This window comes from Anabaena sp. FACHB-83 (assembly GCF_014697485.1).
Classification (GTDB): Bacteria; Cyanobacteriota; Cyanobacteriia; order Cyanobacteriales; family Nostocaceae; genus Nostoc_B.
This window is the reverse complement of record NZ_JACJRY010000028.1, coordinates 22,743-47,718: the sequence shown is the minus strand read 5'-3', so window position 1 is coordinate 47,718 and position 24,976 is coordinate 22,743. Positions and strand designations below refer to the sequence as shown.

The following is a 24,976-nucleotide window of genomic DNA, read 5'->3' as shown; positions in this document are numbered from 1 at the left end:
GCAAATTTAAGAGTTAAGACGCAAAATCCATGAAAAAATTGTCTTGATGTCTAGCATATTTACTACATAATTTACCAGACTATTCCGATTTATCATACCTAAATTCATATATTTTGAAGAAGAAAGCATAACAATAAATCTTTGTAGTGAGTTCTTAGCTTTCTACCTCATTACTTGGGAAAATACTGTAGCATTAATAACAATATACATATAACATCCGGTGTGATTGCCAAATTTACTTGTGTATGTTTAAGAAGTCAGGAGTCAGAAGTTGGTAAATCAAGGTTTATCTAGACTATAAGTCATAACACTTTGACTACTTCTGACTTCTGTATCTGTGTAAGTATTCAGTACCCAGGAGTCAGAAGTCATAATTTAGAGGTATTTAGTAGATTAGTAAATTGATTCATCAAATAATTCACATCATTCTTCAACCCTTCTGGCTTCTGGATTCTGACTCCTGAATTCTTACTTCTATTGTTTAGTTTGAATTTGATCAATTAAATCTCTAAAAGATTGCCAGTCATCTGCCTCAACTATTGGTTGCCAAATCGATTCAATTACAGGTCTAAGTAGTACAGTTTGAGGATTGTGCTGAGATAGATTCTGGGCTATATTTACCATTTCATCTAAATCAAAATGATTTAAGATTTTATGGTAGAGGATACACCAACTATCAAAAATACCTGAAGTATCTGCGGTGGGTACAATTTCTGAATTGTTAAGTACACCTGCTGGGTCATCTCGCCATTTAGCAGAAAAAGTCCGAGCCATTTCAAAGAAAAATAGATGATAACCAACTTGACTTTCTTTTAAGAATTTTATTGTTAATTCTAAAAGCTCATCAGCTTCGGGATGATTCAACTCCTCAAAACCTAACTTTTTCAACATTAAACGGCGATATTCTGCACCATAATAATGATCAAAGCTGGCTAATCCCGCTTGCATATCAGCTATATCAATAATTGCCTTTAATGGTTCTTGCAACATTTCTAAATTCCATTGACAAATACCTGGCTGATAACCGTAACAATAGCGTTTGTAATAGTCGAAATATGCCGCAGTAAAATAGGGGTCGTAGGTGGGAATAAAAGCATAAGGGCCATAGTCAAAACTTTCCCCAGTAATTGACATATTGTCAGTATTCAGCACACCATGACAAAAACCGGCAGCCATCCACTGCGCCACTAGTTCAGCAACTCGCTGGACTAACTCTGCATAAAATAAGGCGTATTTATCTGTTTGATTGACTAAGTGGCGATAGTAATATTCAATTACATGGTCTAAGAGCTTTTGAGTTAAATCAGGACGCTGTAAATAATGGAATCGCTCAAACGTACCGAAGCGAATGTGAGAACTACTCATTCTCACCATGACTGAGGAACGGGTGGGGGAAGGTTCATCACCACGCCACAAAGATAAACCAGTTTCAATCATACTGAGACAGCGTGAGGTACGAACTCCCATTTGATGTAAGGCTTCGGCTGCTAAAACTTCCCGCACCCCGCCTTTGAGTGTCAGCATTCCATCACCACCACGAGAGTAAGGTGTTCTACCAGAACCTTTAGTCCCGAAATCGTATAATTCGCCGTTAGTAGCGCGGACTTGACCGTAGAGAAAGCCTCTACCATCGCCTAGTTGCGGGTTATAGGTACCAAATTGATAACCGTGATAGCGTAGTGCTAATAAAGGTTTGCGTCCTTGAAATTTGCCAAAGGCGGTAATAAAATCCTCATCGGTCACGGCTGGAGGATTTAGCCCTAAATCAGATAACAGTGCATCATTCCGCCAACGCAAAATATGTTGGGGAAATTCCTCTGCTGCTACTTCGTCGTAGTAATCATCACCCAAAGATTCTAAGGCTGGTTCGTAGTTGAGGGTGAGCAAAGGATTAAGAGAATTTTCTTGGTTGGGAGTTTCAGCCAGAGTCATTACGCGCCAATTTAAAAGGATTATTCTCTTCATCCTACCTCTAGCTTGAAAGTGCTGAGTGCTAAGTGCTGAGTGCTGAGTAAAAATGCTAGTCCCACTTTCAGGCGATGAAACTTGTTTCATTGGAACTAGCTTAAAAGTGCTGAGTGCTGAGTAAAAATCCTAGTAGCCAATTCTTTCATGTTTGGTTGTGAGATTTTCTCATGAGTTGCTGACATCAGCAGAGGGTGTTATCTCGTTGCTTTGAGAACTGCACGCAGACCAAAATGATCGGATGGATAGATTTTCCCGGCTGTACCTGGGACTGGTTCACAAGCGAATAAGTCAATTGACTGTGGTTGCCAATCATGGTTTTGATTTCGCAGTAAAATGCGATCGAGCCTGGCGGGTATTCCTTGTAAACTCATCAATGCTGCTAAGGCGTTGCGTTGGGGATCAAATGTGTAACCTGGTGTATGGGGGTTGAGTTGTTGCCAGATATCGATACACCCAGCACTTGTTATTATGTCTTCTTGTTCGTTACCGCGCGTATTAAAGTCACCAGCTATTAAGCTACTTCCGGGGAGGGTTTGGAGATATGCAAGTATGGTGGTTAGCTGATGTTGGCGTTTTTCTAGGGCATTTTGAGAGCGATCGCTTGTTAAATGCACAACGGCAATATGCAATAATTGGTCATTAATTTCACAACTCCCTACCAATACCCGCTTGCGTCCCCAAAATTGATGCTCAACCATTGTAAAAGGCAGACGCGATAATAATAAGTTACCGTAAGGTCGCACTGTTACGGCTGCACTGGATTCAGAAATGTAATAATTGCTTACCCAAGTTTGTGATAAAAGTAACTCTAATAAATTTGGTGTCGCTTCTTGAATAGCAATAATGTCAGCGTTACATTGACTTAACTCCTCAACAATTACTGGTAATCTTTTTTCGATAGCGATTTTATCTTTTTCGTAGAGGTCACAAAGAACGTTAAAACTGGCAATTGTCAAAGTTCCTAAATTGACGGCGGTGGCTTTTTGTGTATTTGGTTGCCAACCTGGAATATCGTATTTATAAACGGGTAGTGGCGTGAATATCTGCTTTGCTGGTTTTGACATCTGCGCTTTTTCCCCATTATCTATAGACAGAAAGCAATCATTAGCATCAATAATTATCAATTATTTCAAGTACATTTCATTGTGAAGCCAAAATATAAGATTTAGACAATAGTACGCATTATAAATTATTGATGGTTAATGACATAAATTAAGCTTTTCTAGGTTCATCATTGAATCAAGTGAATTGTTATCATCAATAACCTCCCATACATTGCCATTATTCGTTGACTTGGCCGCCCATAATAAATTTTTACTTATATGATCAATCTAATATTTATTTAAGAATCAGGGGTTAAGAGTTAACCAATTTGGTTTTAAAACCTGTAAACTAAGTTTCAACGAATCAAGTGATACCCAAATCACCCTCTGAAAACCAAGTAATTATTTCTAGTTAGTTATCTCAGCCTTTGATTAGAAATAGTCGGTATGAGTTAACTAGTTTGAATATAGCTCGAAATTATTTTGTAATTACCACAAGCGAGATTATCTTCGACTTGCGTTAATTGTCATGCCTAAAAAATTTTAAATTCACTTTTGAGGAGACATATATGACAGAATTTTTTAACCAAATTTCGCGGCGAAAATTTATCGTCACTGCTGGGGCTTCTGCAAGTGCGGTATTTCTCAAAGGCTGTTTAGGAAACCCCCCAGATAGCTTGACTGGTGGTAGTTCTCAGTCTGCGCCAACTGCTCAAACTGTGGCAAATATTAGCCCAGACCAAGCACCAGAAACTGATACTGTTAAGTTAGGATATGTGCCGATTGTCGAGGCTGCACCATTAATTATTGCCAAAGAGAAAGGCTTTTTTGCGAAGTATGGGATGACCAAAGTAGACCTTTCTAAACAAGCTTCTTGGGGTTCTGCGCGGGATAACGTTGAAATTGGTGCTGCGGGTGGTGGGATTGATGGTGGACAATGGCAAATGCCCATGCCACATTTAATTACCGAAGGTTTAATTACTAAGGGAAATCAAAAAATCCCGATGTATGTTTTGGCGCAGTTAATTACACATGGAAACGGGATTGCGATCGCCAGTAAACATGCTGGTAAAATTGGTCTGCAAGTTGCTCAAGCTAAGTCTTTATTTGCAGAACTCAAATCTTCTACACCATTCACGGCTGCATTCACCTTCCCCCACGTTAACCAAGATTTGTGGATTCGTTATTGGTTAGCGGCTGGTGGTTTAGACCCCGATGCAGATGTCAAACTCCTGACTGTACCTGCGGCGCAAACTGTCGCCAACATGAAAACCGGGACAATGGATGCGTTCAGCACCGGCGACCCCTGGCCTTATCGCATTGTCAGAGATAAAATCGGTTTCATGGCAGCGTTAACCGCAGAGATTTGGAAAAATCACCCAGAAGAATACCTAGCCATTCGGGCTGACTGGGTTGATAAAAATCCCAAAGCCACCAAAGCAATTTTAAAAGGCATTATGGAGGCGCAACAGTGGTTGGATAACTTTGACAACCGCAAAGAAGCCGCCGCAATTCTCGCAGGGAGAAATTATTTCAACTTACCCACACCGGAAATTTTAGCAGACCCATATCAAGGTAAATATGACATGGGTGATGGTCGGAAAATTGACGATAAATCAATGGCTGCTTATTACTGGAAAGATGAAAAAGGTAGTGTGTCTTATCCCTACAAGAGTCATGATTTGTGGTTCATAACTGAAAACGTGCGTTGGGGATTCTTACCCAAAGATTACCTCGCCAACAATGCAGCGAAGGCTAAAGAACTAATCAATAAAGTTAACCGCGAAGACATTTGGAAAGAAGCGGCAAAAGAAGCAGGTATCGCGGCGGCGGATATTCCCACAAGCACATCTCGCGGCGTAGAAGAATTTTTTGATGGGGTGAAATTTGATCCTGAAAATCCAGAAGCATACCTCAAGAGTCTCAAGATTAAAAAAGTAAGTGTTTAACAATTTTAGATTTTAGATTGAATAGTTCCTCAATCCAAAATCAAAAATTTAAAATCTAAAATTCGGAGAGTCATTAGTTAATTGAGAGAAAAATCATGACAATTGCACAGAAAAGACCAAGTAGCCCCAGATTAGATAATAGTTTTATCGCGCAACTGCAAAAACAATTGCCGAATATTGTACCGCCGACGATCGCAATATTAATCTTCCTCGGACTGTGGCAATTATTTGCTTGGACTCCTGGTGCCACATTGCCAGGGCCAATTCAGGTAGTGCAAGATACTTGGGTACTCATTTTCTGGCCTTTCTATGACAGAGGTGGTATTGATAAAGGTCTATTCTGGCAAATTTTAGCTAGTTTGCAACGGGTAGCTATTAGTTACACATTAGCGGCGATTGTTGGTATTGGTTTGGGCATTTTGATTGGTGTGAATCAAACCATGTCCAAAGCTTTAGACCCACTGTTTCAACTATTAAGAACTGTACCGCCTTTGGCTTGGGTTCCTATTTCTTTGGCTGCATTGCGCCAAAACGAACCAGCAGCATTATTCGTAATTTTCATCACTGCAATTTGGCCCATCTTAATTAACACTGCGGTTGGTGTAACTCAAATTCCCCAAGATTACAACAACGTTGCTAAAGTTCTGCAACTCAGCCGCAAAGAATACTTTATTAACATTTTGATTCCGGCAGCGTTACCTTACATCTTTACTGGCTTAAGAATTGCGATTGGTTTGGCTTGGTTAGCGATTATCGCGGCAGAAATCGTTATGTCTGGTATCGTCGGTATCGGTTTCTTTATCTGGGATGCTTACCAAAACAACGACGTGAGTGAAGTAATTTTGGCTCTGGTTTATATCGGTGTCGTTGGTTTATTACTCGACAAGTTCATGGCTTGGTTACAAAACCTGATTTTACCAGCAGAACAAAAGTAGGTTACAGGTTAGAGGTGACAGGTTACAGAGCAAGAATCTATAACCTGTCACCTGTCAACTGTCACCTTTCCCCATTTCACACTTCAGACTTTATACTTCAGACTTTAAAGCCATGTCAGTATTCGTTGCTGTTGATCAAATTGATAAGGTATTTAATTTAAGTGGCGGTGGTCAATATATTGCTTTAAAAGGTATTGACCTGCAAATTAAAAAAGGTGAGTTTGTTTCTTTAATTGGTCACTCTGGTTGCGGTAAATCCACATTATTAAATATGATTGCGGGTTTGGATTTGCCGACCGAAGGTATTGTGACACTGCAAGGACAAAAAATCACCAAGCCAGGGCCAGACCGGATGGTGGTATTCCAAAATTATTCGCTGTTACCTTGGCGGACAGTGAGAGAAAATATTGCCTTGGCGGTAGACTCGGTAATGAATGGTTTACCTGCGGCAGAACGTAAGGGAATTGTTGACAAACATATAGATATGGTGGGTTTGCGTCCCCACGCCGACAAACAGCCAGGAATGTTATCCGGGGGACAGAAGCAACGGGTAGCGATCGCACGCGCCTTGGCAATCCGTCCTAAACTATTACTGTTAGATGAACCCTTCGGTGCGTTAGATGCTCTAACACGGGGTAACTTACAAGAACAGTTAATGCAAATCTGCGAAGAAAATGAAGTCACTGCGGTAATGGTGACTCACGACGTAGACGAAGCTGTGCTGTTGTCTGACAGAATTGTGATGTTGACCAACGGCCCCGAATCGAAAATCGGCGACATCCTAGAAGTTGATATCCCCCGTCCCCGCAAACGCATGGAAGTAGTGGAACACCCAAGCTACTACAGCTTGCGGAGTGAAATGATTTACTTCCTCAACCAGCAAAAACGCATTAAGAAACTCCGGGCGCGGAAAACAGCCGCCATTTCTCGCCACGGTTTAGAAAAAGTTAACTTAGAAATTGGCTTCCTACCCCTCACCGCCTGCGCCCCCCTCGCTGTCGCCAAAGAAAAAGGTTTCTTTACCAAGCATGGTTTAGATGAAGTTAACTTAGTCCGGGAAACTAGCTGGCGGGGTATCGTTGACGGGATCACAGGCGGTTATATAGATGCAGCCCAAATGCCTTCCGGGATGCCAATGTGGTTAACCTTGGGCGGGTATAAAAACCAACCCCTCCCCGTTGTTACCGCCCTCACCATGACCCGCAACGGTAACGCCATCACCTTAGCCAAACGCTTTTATGATGAAGGTGTCCGCACCTTATCAGACTTCAAAAATTACCTCCTCCGCACCCGCGAACAACGCCACACAATGGGCGTAGTTCATCCCGCCTCCATGCACAATATGTTGCTACGTTATTGGTTGGCGGCTGGTGGTATTGACCCGGATACGGATGTGGATATGCACATTATTCCACCCGCCCAGATGGTCGCTGACTTGCAAAACAAGAGTATTGACGGTTACTGTGTGGGTGAACCTTGGAACTATCGCGCCGCCGTGGAAAATGTCGGCTTTACCATCGCCACAGACTTAGAAGTTTGGTTAGGACACCCCGGTAAAGTTCTCGGTGTGCGGGAAGATTGGGCAGAAATGTATCCTAATACCCATATTGCTTTAACAAAAGCATTGTTGGAAGCCTGCCAATACTGTGCAGATCCCCAAAATACCGAAGAAGTTAGAAGAATTGTGGCGGGGAGAGATTACGTCAGTACTGATTTAGACTACATCCAGCTAGAAGACCCGGATAACCTGACTTGTGACATAGATCATCCCCTACGAGACTACGCCCACCACCAGTTTTACTCTGATTCGGCTATTAACCGCCCCAGCCGTACAGAACAAATTTGGATTATGACTCAGTTGGCGCGTTGGGGTGATACTCCCTTCCCCAGAAACTGGGTAGAAGTTGTAGAACGAATTTGTCGGGTGCGCGTCTTCAGTACCGCCGCGCGGGAATTAGGTTTAGATATCAGCTACACTCGCCAACCAATTCAATTATTTGATGGTATGCCCTTTAATGCTGATGACCCTATCGCCTACCTCAACAGCTTGACCATTAAACGCGACTTTTCTATTGCTGAAGTCATCCTCGATGCGCCCATTAGAAGAATTGCGTAACTGACGGTTGAGCCTCCGAGCTTGAACGATGAACCTCAGAACCTCATCGTTGAACATAAAAGGTTCAACAATGAGCCTCAAAGGTTGAACGATGAACCTTGGATCTTCATCGTTGAGGATAAAAGGTTGAACGATGAGCCTTGGAACTTCATCGTTGAAGATAAAAGGTTCATTCACCAAGCTCAGAACCTCATCGTCGAACCTCAAAGGTTAAACAATGAACCTCAAGACCTCATCGTTGAAGATAAAAGGTTCATTCACCAAGTTCTGAACTTCATCGTTGAAGATCCCCCCGCCTACGGCGACCCCCTTAAAAAGGGGGTAATCAAAAAAGATGATTAGCCCCCCTTTTTAAGGGGGGTTGGGGGGATCTAACAAAAATTAAAACGTTACGCTACATTCCCCCAACCTACTTCACCCTTCACACCCCATTCCCCGCCATGCAAAACCGCAATTTGTCCACCGTCACCGGCACTTCCAGAAGACCATTACCAACTATCAGCGATAACAGCAGAGCTTTCCTCGAAATCAGAGATGTTAGCAAAGTTTACCCTACCAAGAAAGGCCCCTTCACTGTTCTTGATGGTGTTAACCTCAGCGTTAACCAAGGTGAATTTATTTGTGTGATTGGTCACTCTGGTTGTGGCAAATCTACACTGCTAAACATGGTGTCTGGGTTTAACTTTCCTACAACTGGACAAGTGTTACTGGAAGGTCAACCCATCACTAAGCCAGGCCCAGACCGGATGGTTGTGTTTCAAAACTACGCCCTGTTACCTTGGCGGACTGCATTTGAAAATATTTACTTAGCGGTGAATGCAGTTTACCCCAACAAAATAGAAGCGGAGAAAAGAGCAATTGTTCGTGATCATTTGGCAATGGTGGGACTGGCTGACGCAATGGAGAAAAAGCCAATGCAAATGTCCGGCGGTATGAGACAGCGCGTTTCTATTGCACGGGCGTTGGCAATTCGTCCCAAGGTGCTAATTTTAGATGAACCTTTCGGGGCGTTAGATGCGATTACTAAAGAAGAATTACAGGAAGAACTGCTGAAAATTTGGAATGATAACCGTTGCACAGTGTTAATGATTACCCATGACATTGATGAAGCGTTGTTTTTAGCAGACAAATTAGTGATGATGACCAATGGCCCTCACGCCAAAATTGGTGAAGTCATGGAAATTCCCTTTTCTCGTCCCCGCGATCGCGCCCGCATCATGGAAGATCCACAATATTACAAGCTGCGTAACTATGCCTTAGACTTCCTCTTCAACCGTTTTGCTCACGATGATGTAGGTTAAGAGTCAAGTTTTTTTGGGGTGGGTATATTATGCCCACCCTACTACTATCAGGTAATAAGCAAGATTTGGGGGATTCTCCCCCACACCCCCTGTTTTACCGTAGGTAAAACAGGGGGTGTGGGCGTTTCGTTTTTGACTCGCTTACATCCCCTCCCTGCTGATGCTGAGGAAGGGAAATTACGCGAAATCTGTTAAATTACTTGCTTCTTGGACTGCTTGCTTTAACTCTTCAAAGGTAATACTACCGTCTTTGTCTGAATCATACTGTACTATCAATTCTTGAGGACTAGTGGCATTTGTTTGTGATGAGATGACTGCACTTAAGCCAGGACTTAAAAAAAGCTCATTCAGGGATATTTTACCGTCTTGATCTCCATCTAGGGTATTAAAAAGAGATCGAAGTTCTTGCTCGGTTGTCATAAGTTTTTATCTGAATTAATCTTTTACTTTAATCTTTCAAAAATAAACAAACTTATATCAAAAGGCTGAGAAATGGGTATCGCTGGGGCTGATACTAATTCACAATTCGAGGCAGACGCTCCTTCTCCCAAAGAGAGACGCTACGCGAACGTCGCTAACGCTGCGAAGATCGCAATTAAAAAAATTAGATGCAGCAAAGCCTTCAGAGTTTACATCTGTATCGAACTTTTCGTGAAATGGTATTACGCACAAAAATTGTCTGTGGAGACTGGGTGTAAGGGTTAAGGGGTGTGGGGTGTAAGAGTTTTGGATACATACACCCCTATACCTCTGAACCCTGATACTCTTCCCAAAACCCCTAGTTTTTCGTCTCACTGCGTAAGTAGAGACTTTGTATACAACCTCTCTACAAATTTGGGATTAAAATTCAGCAGAAATTGTTTACATAAAAGTAAAAAGCCGGAATTCATCATAAATTTTATACAGTGGCAGGGTGAAATTACACCTCTGACTCCTGACTTCTTCTTTACCCAGTTATTACCGCCAAATACTTATGTTTTCAGCATTTGATCCATCTTTAGCGAGTGCCAGAATTGACAAGTTTTGGGAACTATCCGCCAGATTTGGACAAGAGGATAGTGCAAAAAATATCTACCTCAATGAAATTGTTAGCGATCGCTATACTCTGGTGAATGGTCTGCAAATACTCCGAGATGAATTACAATTTGCTGGGGCGAGTATTTCGGATTTAAAAGCTTGTGCGGCTGATTTGAGTTTACCGAGTGTTGTCACCACCTTGGCATATACTAACTGTGGCGATCGCATTCACCAAGGCGAGTCAACTAGAACTTATCGTGATGTGGTTGCTTCCCGGTTTGCCACTTTATCAGAAATTGGTGAGTTAAAAACAGAGACGTTTTTCCCCACAGGCGGCGGTACTGATGATGGCGCAACCTTAGCCCACGTTACCATCGCCCATCAATTAGATGAAACTTGGCGCACTCAAATTTATGCAGGTAATTCTCAATCTTTTATTCTCGCCGCCCTCGATTTAAAAACCCATGTCGGACGTTTAGATTTAGGTGAACAATTAATCTACGGCAAAACCCAAGAATCTTTGTGGCGCGAACCCCGTGCGGCTTGTGGGGCAATTGTTGGCGCACTAACACATTACAATCCCCGTAACATCGTCCATCAACGCCTACGCCGTGACATTGGCGAAGAAAATTACGAGTTTCTTTCATCCCAGAAGATTTTAGCTGATGATGGTACAGATATTACAATGGCTGTGGCAGCTGCGATCGTGGCAATTCGCGGACTAGAAAAAACTGCGATCGCTTTAGGCAAGGAAATGGACGAAAGAGGGATGGCGCATCTCACCGCTACAACTACCGTCAATGTCCCCTTTCGTGATGACCCAGTAATTTATTTAGCCAGGGCGACTGTATTTAATGGTTTAATTCGCATCCAAGGTTTAGGTGCAGATGCCAGTAAATACAGTGGTAAGATATTCCATCATCTGAATGAAAAGCATTTACAGCTAATTTACGATGACCTCGATAACGATAACTTGGCGATCGAGGAAATTCCTTACAGAGTCAGAAAACCCGTTGTAGAAACCCATGAACCACAGTTAGATATTACTGTTTTAGATTTGGGGAGTGGGGAATTGGCAGTTGAGCATGAGGTGTGAGTGATGAGTAATGAGTAAATACCCATGACTTATCAAGACCTACGCAAAATTATGAAAAAACTTGCGCTGTTTGGTTGCCCTGTTCACTTTTTTGGCGATTTTCAGGTAAAGTAGCAGTTTTATTTTTGAAAGCCTTGCAGGGCAAGGCTTTCAAAATCTACGTAGCGACTAGTGACAAGCTCGCTACTTTTACTTGTATTACACGGAGAATTACGTCCATCTTCTCCATGTGATACACGGTAGATTCACTTAAATTTTATTGTTGGCGATATTTAGGGCTTTTTACCAACCCGTTTTGTGGCAACCAAAGGGTGTCACAAAAAATTTTGTATTTGCAGGATTGAAACTCATGATATTTCTCCTAATTTAACGTGAGTAAAATTTACGCATTGACCAGCAGAACGAAAAGTGAACAATGCGAATATAGAAAAACGAGTGATTGGCAAGTCCTCTCCCACTCGCTGCTAATTATTCAGCGTTTTTGCCATTGCAATCAGCGTATTAGCTAATGTTTGTCTATGGCTGGAAGTGGCTTGCCACAATTCAAAGTATCCTTGACTTTTACAATCAATAATTCAGTTAAATTCAGGACTCTAAAAATTCAGTTAAATTCAGGTATAGCAGTAGCCAAGTTGGTTAGGACATCGATAAATAATAAAACTTAGACACCACAAAGCTTTTAACTCTGTCACCTATCACCTGTCTCCTGCTATATGCAAAAACGTAAATATAGGTAGTTAGATGTCTAAGTCAGGTAAGAACTTGTTGCGAATCATAGGGCAACCCCGGATTTCTCACAAAGAGACAAAAAAAGGGGGTCAAAAACTGCAAAGAATGTAAACAAGGGCTTGTCACCCTAGTGATCATCATGATTTGCCGTTATTTTAGCTACACCAATGAAATTTCCATTTAAAAAACCTGTACGCCAGCCAAGACAGCGTTCACAACCCATTGTCCATCTCAAGTACCGCAATGGTAATGTTGAGATTATGGGTTTGGGTGTCTGGCACTCCTATTGGCGCGATCCCTATCATTTACTCTTAACAATTCCCTGGTCTGGATTTGTACTAGTAATTTTTGCGGTTTACGTAGCTATTAATACTCTATTTGCGTTGGCGTATTTATTAGGCGGAGATTGCATTGCTAATGCCCGTCCTGGTTCTTTTTTAGATGTTTTTTTCTTTAGTGTGCAGACTCTGGCATCGATTGGTTACGGGGCAATGTATCCCAAGACAAATTACGCCAATATTATTGTGACGATTGAAGCGATCGCAGGTGTCATGGGAATTGCTATGATGACGGGGTTAGCCTTTGCCCGGTTTTCTCGGCCCACAGCCCGTGTCATTTTTAGCCGTGTGGCCGTCATTGTTCCCTATGAACAAGCCCCAACTCTCATGTTTCGCACCGCTAACCAGCGACGGAATTTAATTTTAGAAGCCCAGATGCGGGTTTATTTAATGCGTGATGAAATTACCGCCGAAGGTGAGTTTATGCGTCGTATTTATGATCTTAAACTTTTGCGACAGCAAACCCCAGGCTTTGCCTTAAGCTGGTCAGTTATGCACATCATTGATGAATCTAGTCCTTTATATGGTGTGACACCAGATTCTTTAATTCAAACCAATAGTGTATTGATGATCTCTTTAACAGGCATTGATGAAACCGTTGCACAAGTTGTTCATGCACGTCATAGCTATGGGACTAATGAGATTTTATGGAATCATCGATTTGTTGATATCCTGCATCACACCTCCGATGGTCATCGTTACATCGACTACAACCATTTCCATGATGTTTTGCCGTTGGAGTAAAGCCGAGTGCTATCAGTTTCAACGCAAAAGTTAGCGCCGAGGAACAAAAATCTTTTTTATTAAAAATGATTGACTATTGTTGAGGATTATTGCTACCAAATGCCTCTTTGGTAATTTCTAGTTGTTTTTTGGCATGTTTTAATTGTTTCCACAAAGTTCTGATTTGCTGGTAAGCTTCTTCTGGTGAAAGTTTACCGTTAGTTTGCAGGTTACTAATGTAGCTGACTCTTTGAGCAAATTCTTGTAGACTCGCGTTAAATACTAGGTATTCTGGTTTGAATTGACCATAATAGCAACTGCGAGGATAAAGAAAATCAGAGAGATTTGAGAGAAAATCTGATTGATCTGCCATAATTATTTAAATTTTGCGAATGTAATAAAAACCATTAGTTGAGAAACTCTAGCATACATTGTGTAAAGACAAAGTAAGCACAGATACAGGTATGCGGAATCTTCGGATGATGCTAACTGTAGCGAAGTGCTGAGTGCTTTACACAGAGATACTTGTAGCAAATGAAGAGTGCTGAGTTAAAAAGACCACCCACACTTCGACAAGCTCAGTGCATCGCCAGGGGTGGGGTATCAACCTTCTCTCGGTAATAGGATTCCGCTTAACATCGGGCGGGGCTTTGACCATAGTGCAGAAGTACTTCCTTCCTCTTTCTTCTTACTCAGCACTCAGCACTCAGCACTCAGCACTCAGGACTGAGCGTTGTAAATTCAAGGCCAACAGAATTTTAAGTACTGAGTAGAAATCCAGTATTCTCAGGTTGTTCAAAGATACGTAATCAGACTGAAAATCGTCAAATAGGCAGGTAATTTAAACTCGCCGGTAAAATATTGTCTGTATCTGGGAATACTAAAGCCAGAGATTTTAAGGCTTTAATAGGTATGATAACTACTCTGATCAGTATTCCTGGATATCAAATCACAGAAGAAATTTATAATGGTGCGAGAACATTGGTTTACCGGGGATATAGAGAAATTGACTCATTACCTGTAGTCATGAAAGTGCTGAAAAATCCTTATCCCAGTTTTAGCGAACTCTTATCATTTCGTAACCAATACACCATCACAAAGAATCTCAACTCACATTTAATTGTTCAAACTTATAGTTTAGAAGCATATCAAAATAGTTATGTCTTGATACTAGAAGACTTTGGCGGAATTTCTCTGAAACAGTGGCAAATGAGAGAACCCCGAATATCTCTCCAGCAATTTTTAGAAATAGCGATCGCACTCTGTAACATCCTAGACTTACTCTACCAAGAAAGGATAATTCATAAAGATATTAAACCCAGCAATATCTTAATTAACCCCCAAACCAAACAAGTTAAATTAATTGACTTTAGTATTGCATCTTTATTACCACGAGAAACCCAAACCTTAATTAAAACTAATGTCTTAGAAGGAACATTAGCCTACATTTCTCCAGAACAGACAGGGAGAATGAATCGAGTGATTGACTACCGCACAGACTTTTATTCCCTCGGTGTAACTTTTTATGAATTACTCACGGGAGAGTTACCATTCTCATCTAATGATGCGATGGAATTAGTACATTCTCATCTTGCTAAAACAGCACCGTTAGTAAATGAAATTAATCCAGATATCCCTTCAGTTATCTCAGAAATTGTCAGGAAATTAATGGCGAAAAATTCTGAGGACAGATATCAGAGTGTGTTGGGATTGAAATTTGATTTAGAAAAATGTTTAATTCAACTCAAAGAAACTGCTGAAATTCAAAGCTTTGAGATTGGACAACGGGATGTGTGCGATCGCTTCATCATTCCTGATAAACTCTATGGCAGAGAAACTGAAGTAAATACCCTACTAGAAGCCTTTGAGCGAGTAACTGAGGGTGCAACAGAAATGATGCTGGTGGCTGGGTTTTCGGGAATTGGGAAAACAGCCGTTGTTAATGAAGTACATAAACCCATTGTTAGACAACGCGGTTATTTTATTAAAGGGAAATACGACCAATTTAATCGCAATATCCCTTTAAGTGCATTTGTCCAAGCCTTCCGGGACTTAATGGGGCAATTATTAACTGAAAATGATGTCCAAATTCAGCAATGGAAACACAAAATATTAGAAGCTGTTGGTGAAAACGGTCAAGTAATCATTGAAGTCATCCCTGAACTAGCCAAAATTATTGGCGAACAACCCCCAGCAGTAGAATTATCAGGAACAGCCGCCGAAAATCGCTTTAACTTATTATTTCAAAAATTCACTCAATTATTTACCAGTGCAGAACATCCCCTAGTGATGTTTTTAGATGATTTGCAATGGGCAGATTCGGCATCATTAAAATTAATCCAGTTATTAATGGCTGATACCAGTCATCTGTTATTAATTGGTGCATACCGTGATAACGAAGTCCTACCAGGACATCCATTAATGTTGACTTTGGGCGATTTGCACAAAAAACAAACACAGATTAATACAATTACTTTAAAACCACTAACTCAAAACACGGTCAATCAGTTAGTTGCCGATACACTCAAATCTCCAGAAGAATTAGCAGAAAATCTTTCTGAACTAATCTATCAAAAAACTCAAGGAAATCCATTTTTTGCCACACAATTTCTCAAAGCACTACATCAAGAAGGATTAATTACATTTAATTTTGAGTTAGGATGCTGGCAATGTGACATCACCCAAGTAAAAACTCTAGCAGTGACAGATGACGTTGTTGCTTTTATGAGTTTGCAACTGCAAAAACTACCAAAATTAACTCAAGATGTATTGCAGTTAGCGGCTTGTATTGGTAACTCATTTGATTTAAATACTTTGGCTATTGTTTCCCAAAAATCTCAAATTGAAACTGCATCTGCATTGTGGAAAGCATTACAAGAAGGTTTGATTTTACCAATTAATGAAGTTTATAAGTTTTATGTCGGACAAGAAACCCAATCACAGACATTAGAAAATCAAGAAACTGTCACCTACAAATTTTTACATGACCGAGTACAACAAGCAGCTTATTCACTGATTGCTGACGAGCAGAAACAAAGCACTCACCTACAAATCGGTCGGCTATTATTACAAAATTCTCACCCCAGTGAAAGAGAAGAACGATTATTTGATATCGTCAATCATTTAAATTTCGGTATAGCCCTAATTACTACACCCCAAGAGCGAGAAAATTTATCTGAACTAAATCTCGCAGCTGGACGTAAAGCTAAAGTTGCCACCGCCTATAGTGCAGCCATTAACTATTTAGGCACGGGGATAGAATTGTTGCCTGTAACTGCTTGGGAAAGTCATTATCCCCTGACTTTGGCACTTTATGAAGAAATTGCCGAAGCCAGCTATGTCAAAACTGATTTTGAGCAGATGGAACAGTGGGCAAGTGTGGTGTTGCAACAAGCAAAAACCTTACTTGATACGATCAAAATTCAACAAACTCGAATTTTAGGAGCTAACGCCCAAGGAAAACTCCTAAATTCGTTGCAAATGGGGTTAAATTTGTTAAATTCCTTGGGGATTGAATTTCCCGAACAACCCACCGAAGCAGATATTGGCCAGACATTTGGCATAACGCGGTTACTCTGGGGAGACAAAGATCCCAGCAGTTTCCTACATCACCCAGCTATGACAGATCCCCAGCTGGTAGCAGCAATGGAAATCTTGACAGCTTTGATACCTCCTGCTTATATGGCTGCTCCCAATCTCATGCCATTGCTAATTTTCAAGCAGGTAGAATTATCTATCAAATTTGGTAACTGTCCTGTTTCTGTATTTGCTTACGGTGATTATGGGTTGATTTTATGTGGCGTTATTGGCGATATCGAAAACGGTTATCTGTTTGGAGAATTAGCATTAAACCTGCGAGAAAAATTCCAATTGACATCATTAAAAACCCGTAACTTGTATATAGTTCATCTCTGCATTAAACATTGGAAAGCTCCTCTTTCTCAAGTGCTTGCTGGACTAGAAGAAACCTACTACAGTGGGCTAGAAATCGGAGATATTGAGATGGGTTGCCGAGGTGCTTCTTCGTACTGTTATTACGCTTACCATACAGGGCTAGAACTAACAGAACTTGCACAAAAAATGGATGTTTATCGTCAAATTATTGATAGATACAAACAAGAAATCGTCTTAGATTGTCAAGAAGTTTATCAACAAACTGTACTAAATTTGTTAGGGCAAGCAGAAGTGCCACATCGCCTGAGTGGAAATATTTTTAACCAGGAATTGTCTCTCCCTCAACTACAAGCTACCAATCAAAGGTCGGCGTTGTGTATGTGGCATCTCAACCAAGCATTTCTCTATTATCTCTTTGGAAAAAATAGTGAGGCATTTCAAGCATCTACTCAAACTGGAAAATATCTAGATGGTTGCGTCGGGCAATTTATGGTTCCCCTTTACCATTTTTATGATGCCTTGATTCAATTAACCCAGTATTCAACAGCATCCACACAAGAGCGTCAGATAATCTTGCTCACAGTGCAACAACATCAAGACAAATTACAGCATTGGGCAACTTTAGCGGCTTGCAATCATCGCCATCGCTGGGAATTAGTCGCAGGCGAACATCATAGAGTATTGGGTAACAAAGTTGAAGCGATTGAATGTTATGACAACGCTATTTCTCTAGCTAAAGAAAACAAATTTGTTCAAGATGAAGCTTTAGCTAACGAACTGGCTGCTAAATTTTATCTCGATTGGGGTAGAGAAAAATTTGCCATTTTGTATATGCAGGAAGCTTATTATTGTTATGCCCGTTGGGGAGCAAAAGCAAAAGCAGAGGATTTAGAAAAACGCTATCCCCAGCTACTCAAACCGATCATCGAACAAAAACAGATCAACCTTAATCCTTGGGAAACTATTACTTCCCTTCCCCTTCCTTTAAAATCTGTATCGACTCAAGTTGATATTACTAGCACGAGTATTTCCGATGTCCTGGATTTTACCAGTGTACTCAAAGCGGCTCAAACTATTTCTAGCAATATCGAATTAGATGAGTTAATTACCAACCTCACCCAAATTATCCTGCAAAATTCCGGTGCTGATAAATCTGCATTAATTCTCAATCAGGATGATGTTTTACAAATTCGTGCCATTACCTCAATTAAGGTAGGAATAAATTCTCCACAAACAACAATTTCTACACAATTACTTGATGATTGTCGAGATATCCCTGTAAACATTATCAATTATGTCAAAAATACGCAACAAACAATTGTCATAGATAATTGCCAAACAGAGATTCCGGGGATAATTGCCGAATATATGCTCATATATCAACCCCAGAGTGTCTTATGTACACCGATTATTAAGCAAGGTAATTTGGTAGGCATACTATATCTTGAAAGTATCGCCGCAGCAGGAGTATTTACTAAAGAACGTCTCCAAGTTGTTCAGATACTTTCGGCTCAAGCTGCCATAGCATTAGAAAATGCTCGGCTTTACCAACAAATGCAACAAGCTCTGGAAAAGGCATTACTCAATCAAATTTCAATTGATCAGACGACTATTTCTGTCTGGTGGCTTGAGCCAGATGGTCGGATTTTCTATGTCAATGATGCTACTTGTAAAGGGTTGGGATATAGTCGAGAAGAGATGATTGGTAAATACGTTTTTGACATCGATACCGTTTTTTCTCAAGAATTATGGGCAGAACATTGGCAAGCAATTCGCAATCAAGGTTCGTTCACTATTGAAAGCTACCATCAGCATAAATCCGGCAATATTTATCCTGTTGAAGTCAATGTTAACTATGTAAAATTTAAAGATAAAGAATACAATTTTGTCTTTACAAAAGATATTAGCGATCGCAAGCAATCCGAAGCTGAAATTCTCCAAAAATCCCAAGAATTAGCTACAGCATTACACGACTTGCAACAAGCGAATTTACAAATTGTCCAAAGTGAGAAAATGTCTGCCTTGGGGAATCTTGTGGCTGGAGTTGCTCATGAAATGAATAATCCTCTCGGTTTTATTTCTGCAACCTTAAAGCAAACTAAACCTGCCTTTGCAGATATTGTTGCACATCTGAAACTATATCAAGGAGTTCTATCAAATCCCGGCGATGACATCAGAGATCATGCGGAAGGAATCGATTTAGATTACACCTTAGAAGATTTGCCGCAAATGCTTAATTCAATGGTCATGGCTTGCGATCGCCTGAAAAATATCAGCACTAGTCTGCGTACTTTCTCACGAGCAGATAAAGATTACAAAGTACCATTTAATATTCATGAAGGCATTGACAGCACAATTTTAATCCTCAAACATCGCCTCAAAGCTAACGAACAACGTCCAGCAATTGAAGTTGTGACCAATTATGGTGATTTACCCCAAATAGAATGTTTTCCTGGACAGTTAAATCAGGTGTTTATGAATATTCTTGCCAATGCTATTGATGCTTTAGATGAATCAAATACTGGTAAGAGTTTTGCAGAAATTCAAGCTCATGCTAACCGCATTACAATTACAACATTGATAGCAGATAAATACGTCAAAATCTCAATTGCTGATAATGGTAAAGGAATGAGTGAGTCAGTGAAGCAAAAAATCTTTGACCATTTATTTACTACTAAAGGAGTCGGTAAAGGGACGGGATTAGGATTGGCTATAGCTCGACAAATAGTCGAAGATACTCATGGTGGTAAGTTAAGTTGCAATTCTGTTTTAGGCGAAGGTACAGAATTTATGATTGAAATTCCAGCGTGAGCTAGAAAAAGGGTGTAAGGATTTTGAATACCTAGGGCTTGCTGAAGTTCACGGCGAAGCCCTTACACCCTCTATACTCAGCAATCAGTACTCTTGATAGTCCTATTCATAGTCACGTTTAAATAAACCAAACAAGGGCGCAAGTATAATTCCAAACACAAAGCCACCGATATGCGCCCAATAAGCAACGCCCCCAGTTTGGACACTCATATTAGCAGCAGCTTGCAGGCTGGCGAGACCAGAGATGACATTTTGTATAAAGAAAATGCCAATGACTACCAGTGCGGGAACGCTAATTGTAGTCACAAAAAAACCTAAAAATACTAAGGTTGTAATTCTGGCATGAGGAAAGCGAATTAAATATGCACCTAAAACTCCAGAAATTGCACCACTAGCCCCCAAAGAAGGAATAGGAGACTCAATTCCTATCGCCCACTGGGACAAAGCGGCTAAAGCACCGCAAGCCAAATAAAAAATCAGATATTTGAAATGACCCAAACGGTCTTCGATGTTGTTGCCAAAGACCCACAAGAAGACCATATTGGATATTAAGTGCCACCAACCACCGTGGAGAAACTGCGATGTAATTAAAGTTATCCACTCACCGGAAAAGTTGTAGGTTAACTCTTGGGGTACTACAGCATACTCGCGGAAAAAAAGATTCAACTGGACATTAGACAAACTCACTTCATGAAGAAAAACTAAAACGTTCATGCCAATCAAACCGTAAGTGAAATACGGTTTGATTCGCGTTGGGTTTTCGTCATAGAGTGGAAACACAGGTGTTTTTCCTAATTATCAATTAACTGCAATATAGCTTGTGTAGCTGGCAGTTGAAAAATTTTGATAATTGCACCTGGGAGAAAGTGGGGAGTGGGGAGTGGGGAGTGGGGAGTAGGGAGTAGGGAGTGGGGAGTGGGGAGTGGGGAGTGGGGAGTGGGGAATATTGCTTGCTAAAATCAACAATCCAAACTTGTGTTAGCTGTACCACGATTCTTCGGGGGATTTGTCGCTAAATAAACCCAAAACTGGGCCAAGAATAGCCCCAAAGATAAACCCGCCAGCGTGCGCCCAGTAAGCGATACCGCCGCTTTCCATCCCAATATTAGTAGGTGCTTCTAAACTAGCAAGTCCGTAGAAGGATTGTTGAAGAAACCAAAATCCTAAAAAGAAATAGGCGGGAACTCGGAAAGTTGGGAAGAAAATGCCTAAAGGTACAACACCCAGAATTTCGGCTTTGGGGAACCGGAGAATATATGCGCCCATCACTCCGGCGATCGCACCACTAGCCCCCAAAGATGGAATGTTAGAATCTTGGGAGAAGTACCACTGGGTCAAAGACGCTAACACACCACAAGCTAAATAAAACAATAAGTATTTGGCATGACCTAATTTATCTTCAACGTTGTTACCAAATATCCACAGAAACAACATATTGCCAGCCAAGTGCAGTAAGCCACCATGCAAAAACTGTGAGGTGATTAAAGTTGCCCACTCTGGTACTGTTTGATGCAAAGACACCCCAGCAAAGCTTAAACTCAGTTCACGGGGAACTACAGCCGCCAGATGGAAAAAACTATCTAATGCTTGGGGTGGAAGGCTACTTTCATAGATAAATGCCAGAACATTAGCAGCAATTAAGCCATAAGTTACATAAGGGGTAATTTCTGTAGGATTATTATCTCTAATGGGAACCACGGGCGCTTTTCCTAATTTTTGATAAACTAGCCCCAAATTACCGAATATTGCTGGTTATTTCTTCTACCTCTTGGCTGGGATATTAATCAGGACTTACGCAAAAAGAGTTATGAGTTATGAGTTATGAGTTATGAGTTATGAGTTATGAGTTATGAGTTATGAGTTATGAGTATAGGGCTTACGTAGAAACTCCCTCAAACTCTTTAACTTCGTATCCTAGCCGTTCTTGTAAAATTAGCCCCTATTACTTCTATGCGTCCTTTGCGGTACTCTGTGGTAAGTCATGTGCAAGTCTACGTTTTTTCCTAATTCTGTGTAAGTCCTATTAACTCATAACTCATAACTCATTACTCATCGCTCATTACTTAAAATAACTATCCATGTTTTTCAGCAACTCTTTAGAAAATCAACTTCAAGATTGGGATGATCTAATTCGCCGTCAACCAAATAATCCCAAAGCTTATATTCGGCGGGGTATGGTGAAATTTCAATTAGCTAACATTGCTGAATCAATTCAAGATTTCGACACGGCTGAAAATATCGAACCTCGGCTTAAACCATATCTCTGGCAACGAGGCTTATCTTACTATTATGCAGAAAGATTTGCTGAAGGCGCTCAACAGTTTGAAATTGATTTAACGGTGAATGCTAATGATGTTGAAGAAACTGTGTGGCGCTATTTATGTATAGCTCGTTGGCAAGGTAAAGAAGCCGCAAGTAATTCTCTATTAAAAGTCAAAAATGACCCCAGAAGAGTTATGCGATTTGTTTATAATTTATTTGCTGGTGATTGTACTCCTGATGAAGTTTTAAAGATTGGTGAATCAGAAGGAATTAAGGGTAAATTTTATAGTCATCTTTATTTAGGATTATTGTATGAATCAGAAAATAATTTGAATTTAGCACAAGAATATATAGTCAAAGCTGCTACTCAATATCAAATTGATGATTATATGTGGTACTTAGCGCAGGTACATCAAAAACTACGCGATTGGTTGTAAGTTCATCAGTATTATCACTTTCTTGATTCTGCTGAGATAAAACTTGTAATTTATCACCTATTATCAAATACATAAAGGGGTAGATGACATTCGCTTGTGACGAAGCACCTACCCCCTGATAGCTGCCCAGATGACTAACCTGGAACCCTATAATTTGGTATCTTATTTACCCAGTATCAACTGATAGATAGGGAATGTCATTGGGAGACATACTGATATTGCCAATATTTGTGAAAACATTGTAAAGATTTTGGATGTCTACACCTCTTCACCCTGTCCCCCACTGTTAATTTTTCATTTTCATCTGTAAGTCCTAGTCAGGTTAAATCCGAAATCTCTAGGGGTCTTGCTTCTGGAGGTTGTCTTATGATAACTTTTTCTACATTAAATACGGTAAATCGATAGATTTATAGTACTTAATAAATTTAGTGCATTTAAAAATCAACAACAATCAGTGCTGAATCAGCAATATGAAGAGTTGTTGGAAATTTGATGTTTCCCCAATTGGAGTATTAATTCTTATGAGCTTAGAGTTACACCTAGCAGGGAAAACAGCGATCGTCACTGGTGGTAGTGCGGGGATTGGGTTAGCCGTTGCGAAAGCTCTTTATAGTGAGGGTGTGAATGTTGCGATCGCAGCTCGCAACCAAGAACGACTAGAGAACGCCGTCAGCGCCATTCAATCTCTACCCACTCCAGGCGCGAAAGTAATTGCTATCAGTGCTGATCTGACTCAAGCAGCCAGTGTAGATACAGTTGTTTCTACAACCTTGGCGCAGTTTGGTCAAATTGATATTTTAATTAACAACGCTGGTTCAGCCCGTGCAGGTTCCTTTCTCGACCTCAACGATGATGTCTTTCTCGATGCTTGGAACTTAAAGTTATTGGGCTACATTCGTTTAGTGAGAGCTGTTGTCCCCCATCAAAAAAATCGCCGTGATGGTCGAATTGTCAACATCATCGGTGGTGCAGGTAGAACACCCCGCCCTGGTTTTCTGCCCGGTGGTACAACTAACGCCGCCTTACTCAACTTCACACGGGGAATTTCCAAAGAATTAGCTCAACACAACATTCGGATCAACGCAATTTCACCCGGTGCAACAGCCACCGAACGCGCCGAACGTTTAGCCGAACAGAATGCCCAAGCACGGGGAATTAGTGTAGAACAAGCCAAGGAAGAAACATTGCAAGGAATTCCTCTAGGCAGAATCGTACCACCAGAAGAAATTGCTGCACTCACATTATTTTTAGTATCTGACTTAGCCGCTTCTATTACAGGCACAGAAATTCTGGTGGATGGCGGTTCTACCCCTGGCGTTTAGAACTAAATCTGCTCATTAGGAATCCTCAGACATCAATCTGAGAGCAAGTTTTAACTTACGAATTTTTCTGGAGTCTAGAATCATCATGAGTTCTCAATATTTTGATATCAAACCAGTTGCTGGACGTATCGGTGCAGAAATCATTGGCATTGATTTGAGTGCAAACCTCAGCGATGAGTTAATCAGCGATATTCGCCAAACCCTCGTCCAATACAAAGTAATTTTCTTTCGTGGTCAACAACTTGATGCTAATGGACAAGTAGCTTTTGCGCGGCGGTTTGGTGAAATCACCACAGCTCATCCCACCGTTCCTTCTTTAGAAGGACACCCAGAAGTTCTTGACCTTGATTACAGCCGTACTTCCAGCCGTGCTAACAACTGGCATACTGATGTGACATTTGTAGACCGTCCACCACTCGGCTCTGTTTTGCGGGCGTTGGTGATTCCTCCAAATGGTGGCGATACCATTTGGGCAAACTCAGTAACTGCATATCAAGATTTACCAACTCCACTACGTGACCTGGCTGATCAACTTTGGGCTGTACACAGTAACGCCTACGACTATGCCGCAGCTGTGATTGATTTACCAGAAGATGTATTAGCCCATCGGGCGGTGTTCACTTCCACCGTATATGAAACCTTACATCCAGTTGTACGTGTCCATCCTGAATCGGGAGAACGCGGCTTGTTCATTGGTGGTTTTGTGCGCCGCATTCGTGGTTTATCACAGAATGAATCTGATGAAATTATCAAATTATTGCAAGCATACATAACTCGCCCCGAAAATACAGTGCGTTGGCGTTGGCAAGTTGGCGATGTTGCTTTTTGGGATAACCGCGCTACACAACATTATGCAATTGCTGACTACGGCAACCAACCCCGTCACGTTCAGCGAGTCACGATTGTGGGTGATGTTCCTGTTGGGATTGATGGTAAGCACAGCGAAGCCATTAAGGGAGATGCTTCTGTATACAATCGACGCGAACCTGCTCTTGCTTAATTGAGCTTTTGAGTCGGAAACAGTCAGTTTTTATA

Annotated in this window: 17 protein-coding genes; 11 read left to right on the top strand and 6 right to left on the bottom strand. The window is 41.0% G+C overall.

Annotation, left to right across the window (positions count from 1 at the left end; all coding sequences use genetic code 11):
* Positions 1–474 precede the first annotated feature (474 nt).
* Together H6G79_RS25330 and H6G79_RS25325 are read right to left on the bottom strand one after the other, a co-directional pair.
* Positions 475–1,932 (bottom strand): YdiU family protein, encoded by a 1,458-nt coding sequence (locus H6G79_RS25330; protein WP_190592886.1) that lies wholly within the window; start codon positions 1,930–1,932, stop codon positions 475–477.
* A 230-nt stretch (positions 1,933–2,162) separates the two neighbouring features.
* Positions 2,163–3,032 (bottom strand): endonuclease/exonuclease/phosphatase family protein, encoded by an 870-nt coding sequence (locus tag H6G79_RS25325; RefSeq protein ID WP_190592851.1) that lies wholly within the window; start codon positions 3,030–3,032, stop codon positions 2,163–2,165.
* Between the two features lie 548 nt (positions 3,033–3,580).
* Between H6G79_RS25325 and H6G79_RS25320 the strand changes: the two genes are divergently transcribed.
* From H6G79_RS25320 to H6G79_RS25300, 5 genes are all read left to right on the top strand, one after another.
* Positions 3,581–4,960, top strand: coding sequence for a CmpA/NrtA family ABC transporter substrate-binding protein (locus H6G79_RS25320; protein WP_190592852.1), 1,380 nt, complete (start codon positions 3,581–3,583; stop codon positions 4,958–4,960).
* A 95-nt stretch (positions 4,961–5,055) separates the two neighbouring features.
* Positions 5,056–5,895 carry a nitrate ABC transporter permease gene (gene ntrB / locus H6G79_RS25315; protein ID WP_190592853.1) on the top strand — a complete coding sequence of 280 codons (840 nt, stop codon included), beginning with the start codon at positions 5,056–5,058 and terminating at the stop codon, positions 5,893–5,895.
* 112 nt (positions 5,896–6,007) lie between these two features.
* On the top strand, positions 6,008–8,011 hold the full coding sequence (locus H6G79_RS25310; RefSeq protein WP_190592854.1) for a nitrate ABC transporter ATP-binding protein: 2,004 nt from the start codon (positions 6,008–6,010) through the stop codon (positions 8,009–8,011).
* Positions 8,012–8,032: 21 nt separating this feature from the next.
* On the top strand, positions 8,033–8,353 hold the full coding sequence (locus H6G79_RS25305) for a hypothetical protein (RefSeq protein ID WP_190592855.1): 321 nt from the start codon (positions 8,033–8,035) through the stop codon (positions 8,351–8,353).
* Positions 8,354–8,451: 98 nt separating this feature from the next.
* Positions 8,452–9,312: a nitrate ABC transporter ATP-binding protein gene (locus H6G79_RS25300; RefSeq protein ID WP_190592856.1), complete on the top strand. Its 861-nt coding sequence runs from the start codon at positions 8,452–8,454 to the stop codon at positions 9,310–9,312.
* 177 nt (positions 9,313–9,489) lie between these two features.
* Here the strand turns inward: H6G79_RS25300 and H6G79_RS25295 are convergent, their stop codons facing one another.
* A complete protein-coding gene (locus H6G79_RS25295; RefSeq protein WP_190592857.1) occupies positions 9,490–9,732 on the bottom strand; it encodes an EF-hand domain-containing protein in 243 nt (80 codons plus the stop codon).
* Between the two features lie 553 nt (positions 9,733–10,285).
* Here H6G79_RS25295 and H6G79_RS25290 point away from each other — a divergent pair.
* On the top strand, positions 10,286–11,425 hold the full coding sequence (locus H6G79_RS25290) for a hypothetical protein (RefSeq protein ID WP_190592858.1): 1,140 nt from the start codon (positions 10,286–10,288) through the stop codon (positions 11,423–11,425).
* An 896-nt stretch (positions 11,426–12,321) separates the two neighbouring features.
* Positions 12,322–13,236: an ion channel gene (locus H6G79_RS25285; RefSeq protein WP_190592859.1), complete on the top strand. Its 915-nt coding sequence runs from the start codon at positions 12,322–12,324 to the stop codon at positions 13,234–13,236.
* A 73-nt stretch (positions 13,237–13,309) separates the two neighbouring features.
* On the opposite strand, the gene H6G79_RS25280 is transcribed toward H6G79_RS25285, so the two are convergent.
* A complete protein-coding gene (locus tag H6G79_RS25280; protein WP_190592860.1) occupies positions 13,310–13,588 on the bottom strand; it encodes a hypothetical protein in 279 nt (92 codons plus the stop codon).
* A 539-nt stretch (positions 13,589–14,127) separates the two neighbouring features.
* Between H6G79_RS25280 and H6G79_RS25275 the strand changes: the two genes are divergently transcribed.
* Positions 14,128–19,920, top strand: coding sequence for an ATP-binding sensor histidine kinase (locus H6G79_RS25275; RefSeq protein ID WP_190592861.1), 5,793 nt, complete (start codon positions 14,128–14,130; stop codon positions 19,918–19,920).
* 102 nt (positions 19,921–20,022) lie between these two features.
* Here H6G79_RS25275 and H6G79_RS25270 read toward each other — a convergent pair whose 3' ends face one another.
* On the bottom strand, positions 20,023–20,700 hold the full coding sequence (locus tag H6G79_RS25270) for a rhomboid family intramembrane serine protease (RefSeq protein WP_190592862.1): 678 nt from the start codon (positions 20,698–20,700) through the stop codon (positions 20,023–20,025).
* Positions 20,701–20,898: 198 nt separating this feature from the next.
* The gene (locus H6G79_RS25265; RefSeq protein ID WP_190592863.1) at positions 20,899–21,618 is read right to left on the bottom strand and encodes a rhomboid family intramembrane serine protease; all 720 of its coding nucleotides are present in this window, start codon (positions 21,616–21,618) and stop codon (positions 20,899–20,901) included.
* A gap of 380 nt (positions 21,619–21,998) precedes the next feature.
* Here H6G79_RS25265 and H6G79_RS25260 point away from each other — a divergent pair, with 380 nt between their 5' ends.
* The 3 genes from H6G79_RS25260 to H6G79_RS25250 all read left to right on the top strand — a co-directional run bounded on the left by H6G79_RS25260 (position 21,999) and on the right by H6G79_RS25250 (position 24,941).
* The gene (locus H6G79_RS25260; protein ID WP_190592864.1) at positions 21,999–22,619 is read left to right on the top strand and encodes a hypothetical protein; all 621 of its coding nucleotides are present in this window, start codon (positions 21,999–22,001) and stop codon (positions 22,617–22,619) included.
* A gap of 521 nt (positions 22,620–23,140) precedes the next feature.
* Positions 23,141–23,941, top strand: a complete 801-nt coding sequence (locus tag H6G79_RS25255; RefSeq protein ID WP_190592865.1) for an SDR family oxidoreductase — start codon at positions 23,141–23,143, stop codon at positions 23,939–23,941.
* Positions 23,942–24,026: 85 nt separating this feature from the next.
* Positions 24,027–24,941: a TauD/TfdA family dioxygenase gene (locus tag H6G79_RS25250; RefSeq protein ID WP_190592866.1), complete on the top strand. Its 915-nt coding sequence runs from the start codon at positions 24,027–24,029 to the stop codon at positions 24,939–24,941.
* Positions 24,942–24,976 lie beyond the last annotated feature (35 nt).

What these genes read in the sequence shown, in the direction of transcription:
- H6G79_RS25285 (WP_190592859.1), top strand. Translation starts at nt 12,322, where the DNA reads ATGAAATTTCCATTTAAAAAACCTGTACGCCAGCCAAGACAGCGTTCA.
- H6G79_RS25290 (WP_190592858.1), top strand. Translation starts at nt 10,286, where the DNA reads ATGTTTTCAGCATTTGATCCATCTTTAGCGAGTGCCAGAATTGACAAG.
- ntrB (WP_190592853.1), top strand. Translation starts at nt 5,056, where the DNA reads ATGACAATTGCACAGAAAAGACCAAGTAGCCCCAGATTAGATAATAGT.
- H6G79_RS25255 (WP_190592865.1), top strand. Translation starts at nt 23,141, where the DNA reads ATGAGCTTAGAGTTACACCTAGCAGGGAAAACAGCGATCGTCACTGGT.
- H6G79_RS25275 (WP_190592861.1), top strand. Translation starts at nt 14,128, where the DNA reads ATGATAACTACTCTGATCAGTATTCCTGGATATCAAATCACAGAAGAA.
- H6G79_RS25320 (WP_190592852.1), top strand. Translation starts at nt 3,581, where the DNA reads ATGACAGAATTTTTTAACCAAATTTCGCGGCGAAAATTTATCGTCACT.
- H6G79_RS25330 (WP_190592886.1), bottom strand. Translation starts at nt 1,932, where the DNA reads ATGACTCTGGCTGAAACTCCCAACCAAGAAAATTCTCTTAATCCTTTG.
- H6G79_RS25310 (WP_190592854.1), top strand. Translation starts at nt 6,008, where the DNA reads ATGTCAGTATTCGTTGCTGTTGATCAAATTGATAAGGTATTTAATTTA.
- H6G79_RS25300 (WP_190592856.1), top strand. Translation starts at nt 8,452, where the DNA reads ATGCAAAACCGCAATTTGTCCACCGTCACCGGCACTTCCAGAAGACCA.
- H6G79_RS25295 (WP_190592857.1), bottom strand. Translation starts at nt 9,732, where the DNA reads ATGACAACCGAGCAAGAACTTCGATCTCTTTTTAATACCCTAGATGGA.
- H6G79_RS25280 (WP_190592860.1), bottom strand. Translation starts at nt 13,588, where the DNA reads ATGGCAGATCAATCAGATTTTCTCTCAAATCTCTCTGATTTTCTTTAT.
- H6G79_RS25325 (WP_190592851.1), bottom strand. Translation starts at nt 3,032, where the DNA reads ATGTCAAAACCAGCAAAGCAGATATTCACGCCACTACCCGTTTATAAA.
- H6G79_RS25260 (WP_190592864.1), top strand. Translation starts at nt 21,999, where the DNA reads ATGTTTTTCAGCAACTCTTTAGAAAATCAACTTCAAGATTGGGATGAT.
- H6G79_RS25250 (WP_190592866.1), top strand. Translation starts at nt 24,027, where the DNA reads ATGAGTTCTCAATATTTTGATATCAAACCAGTTGCTGGACGTATCGGT.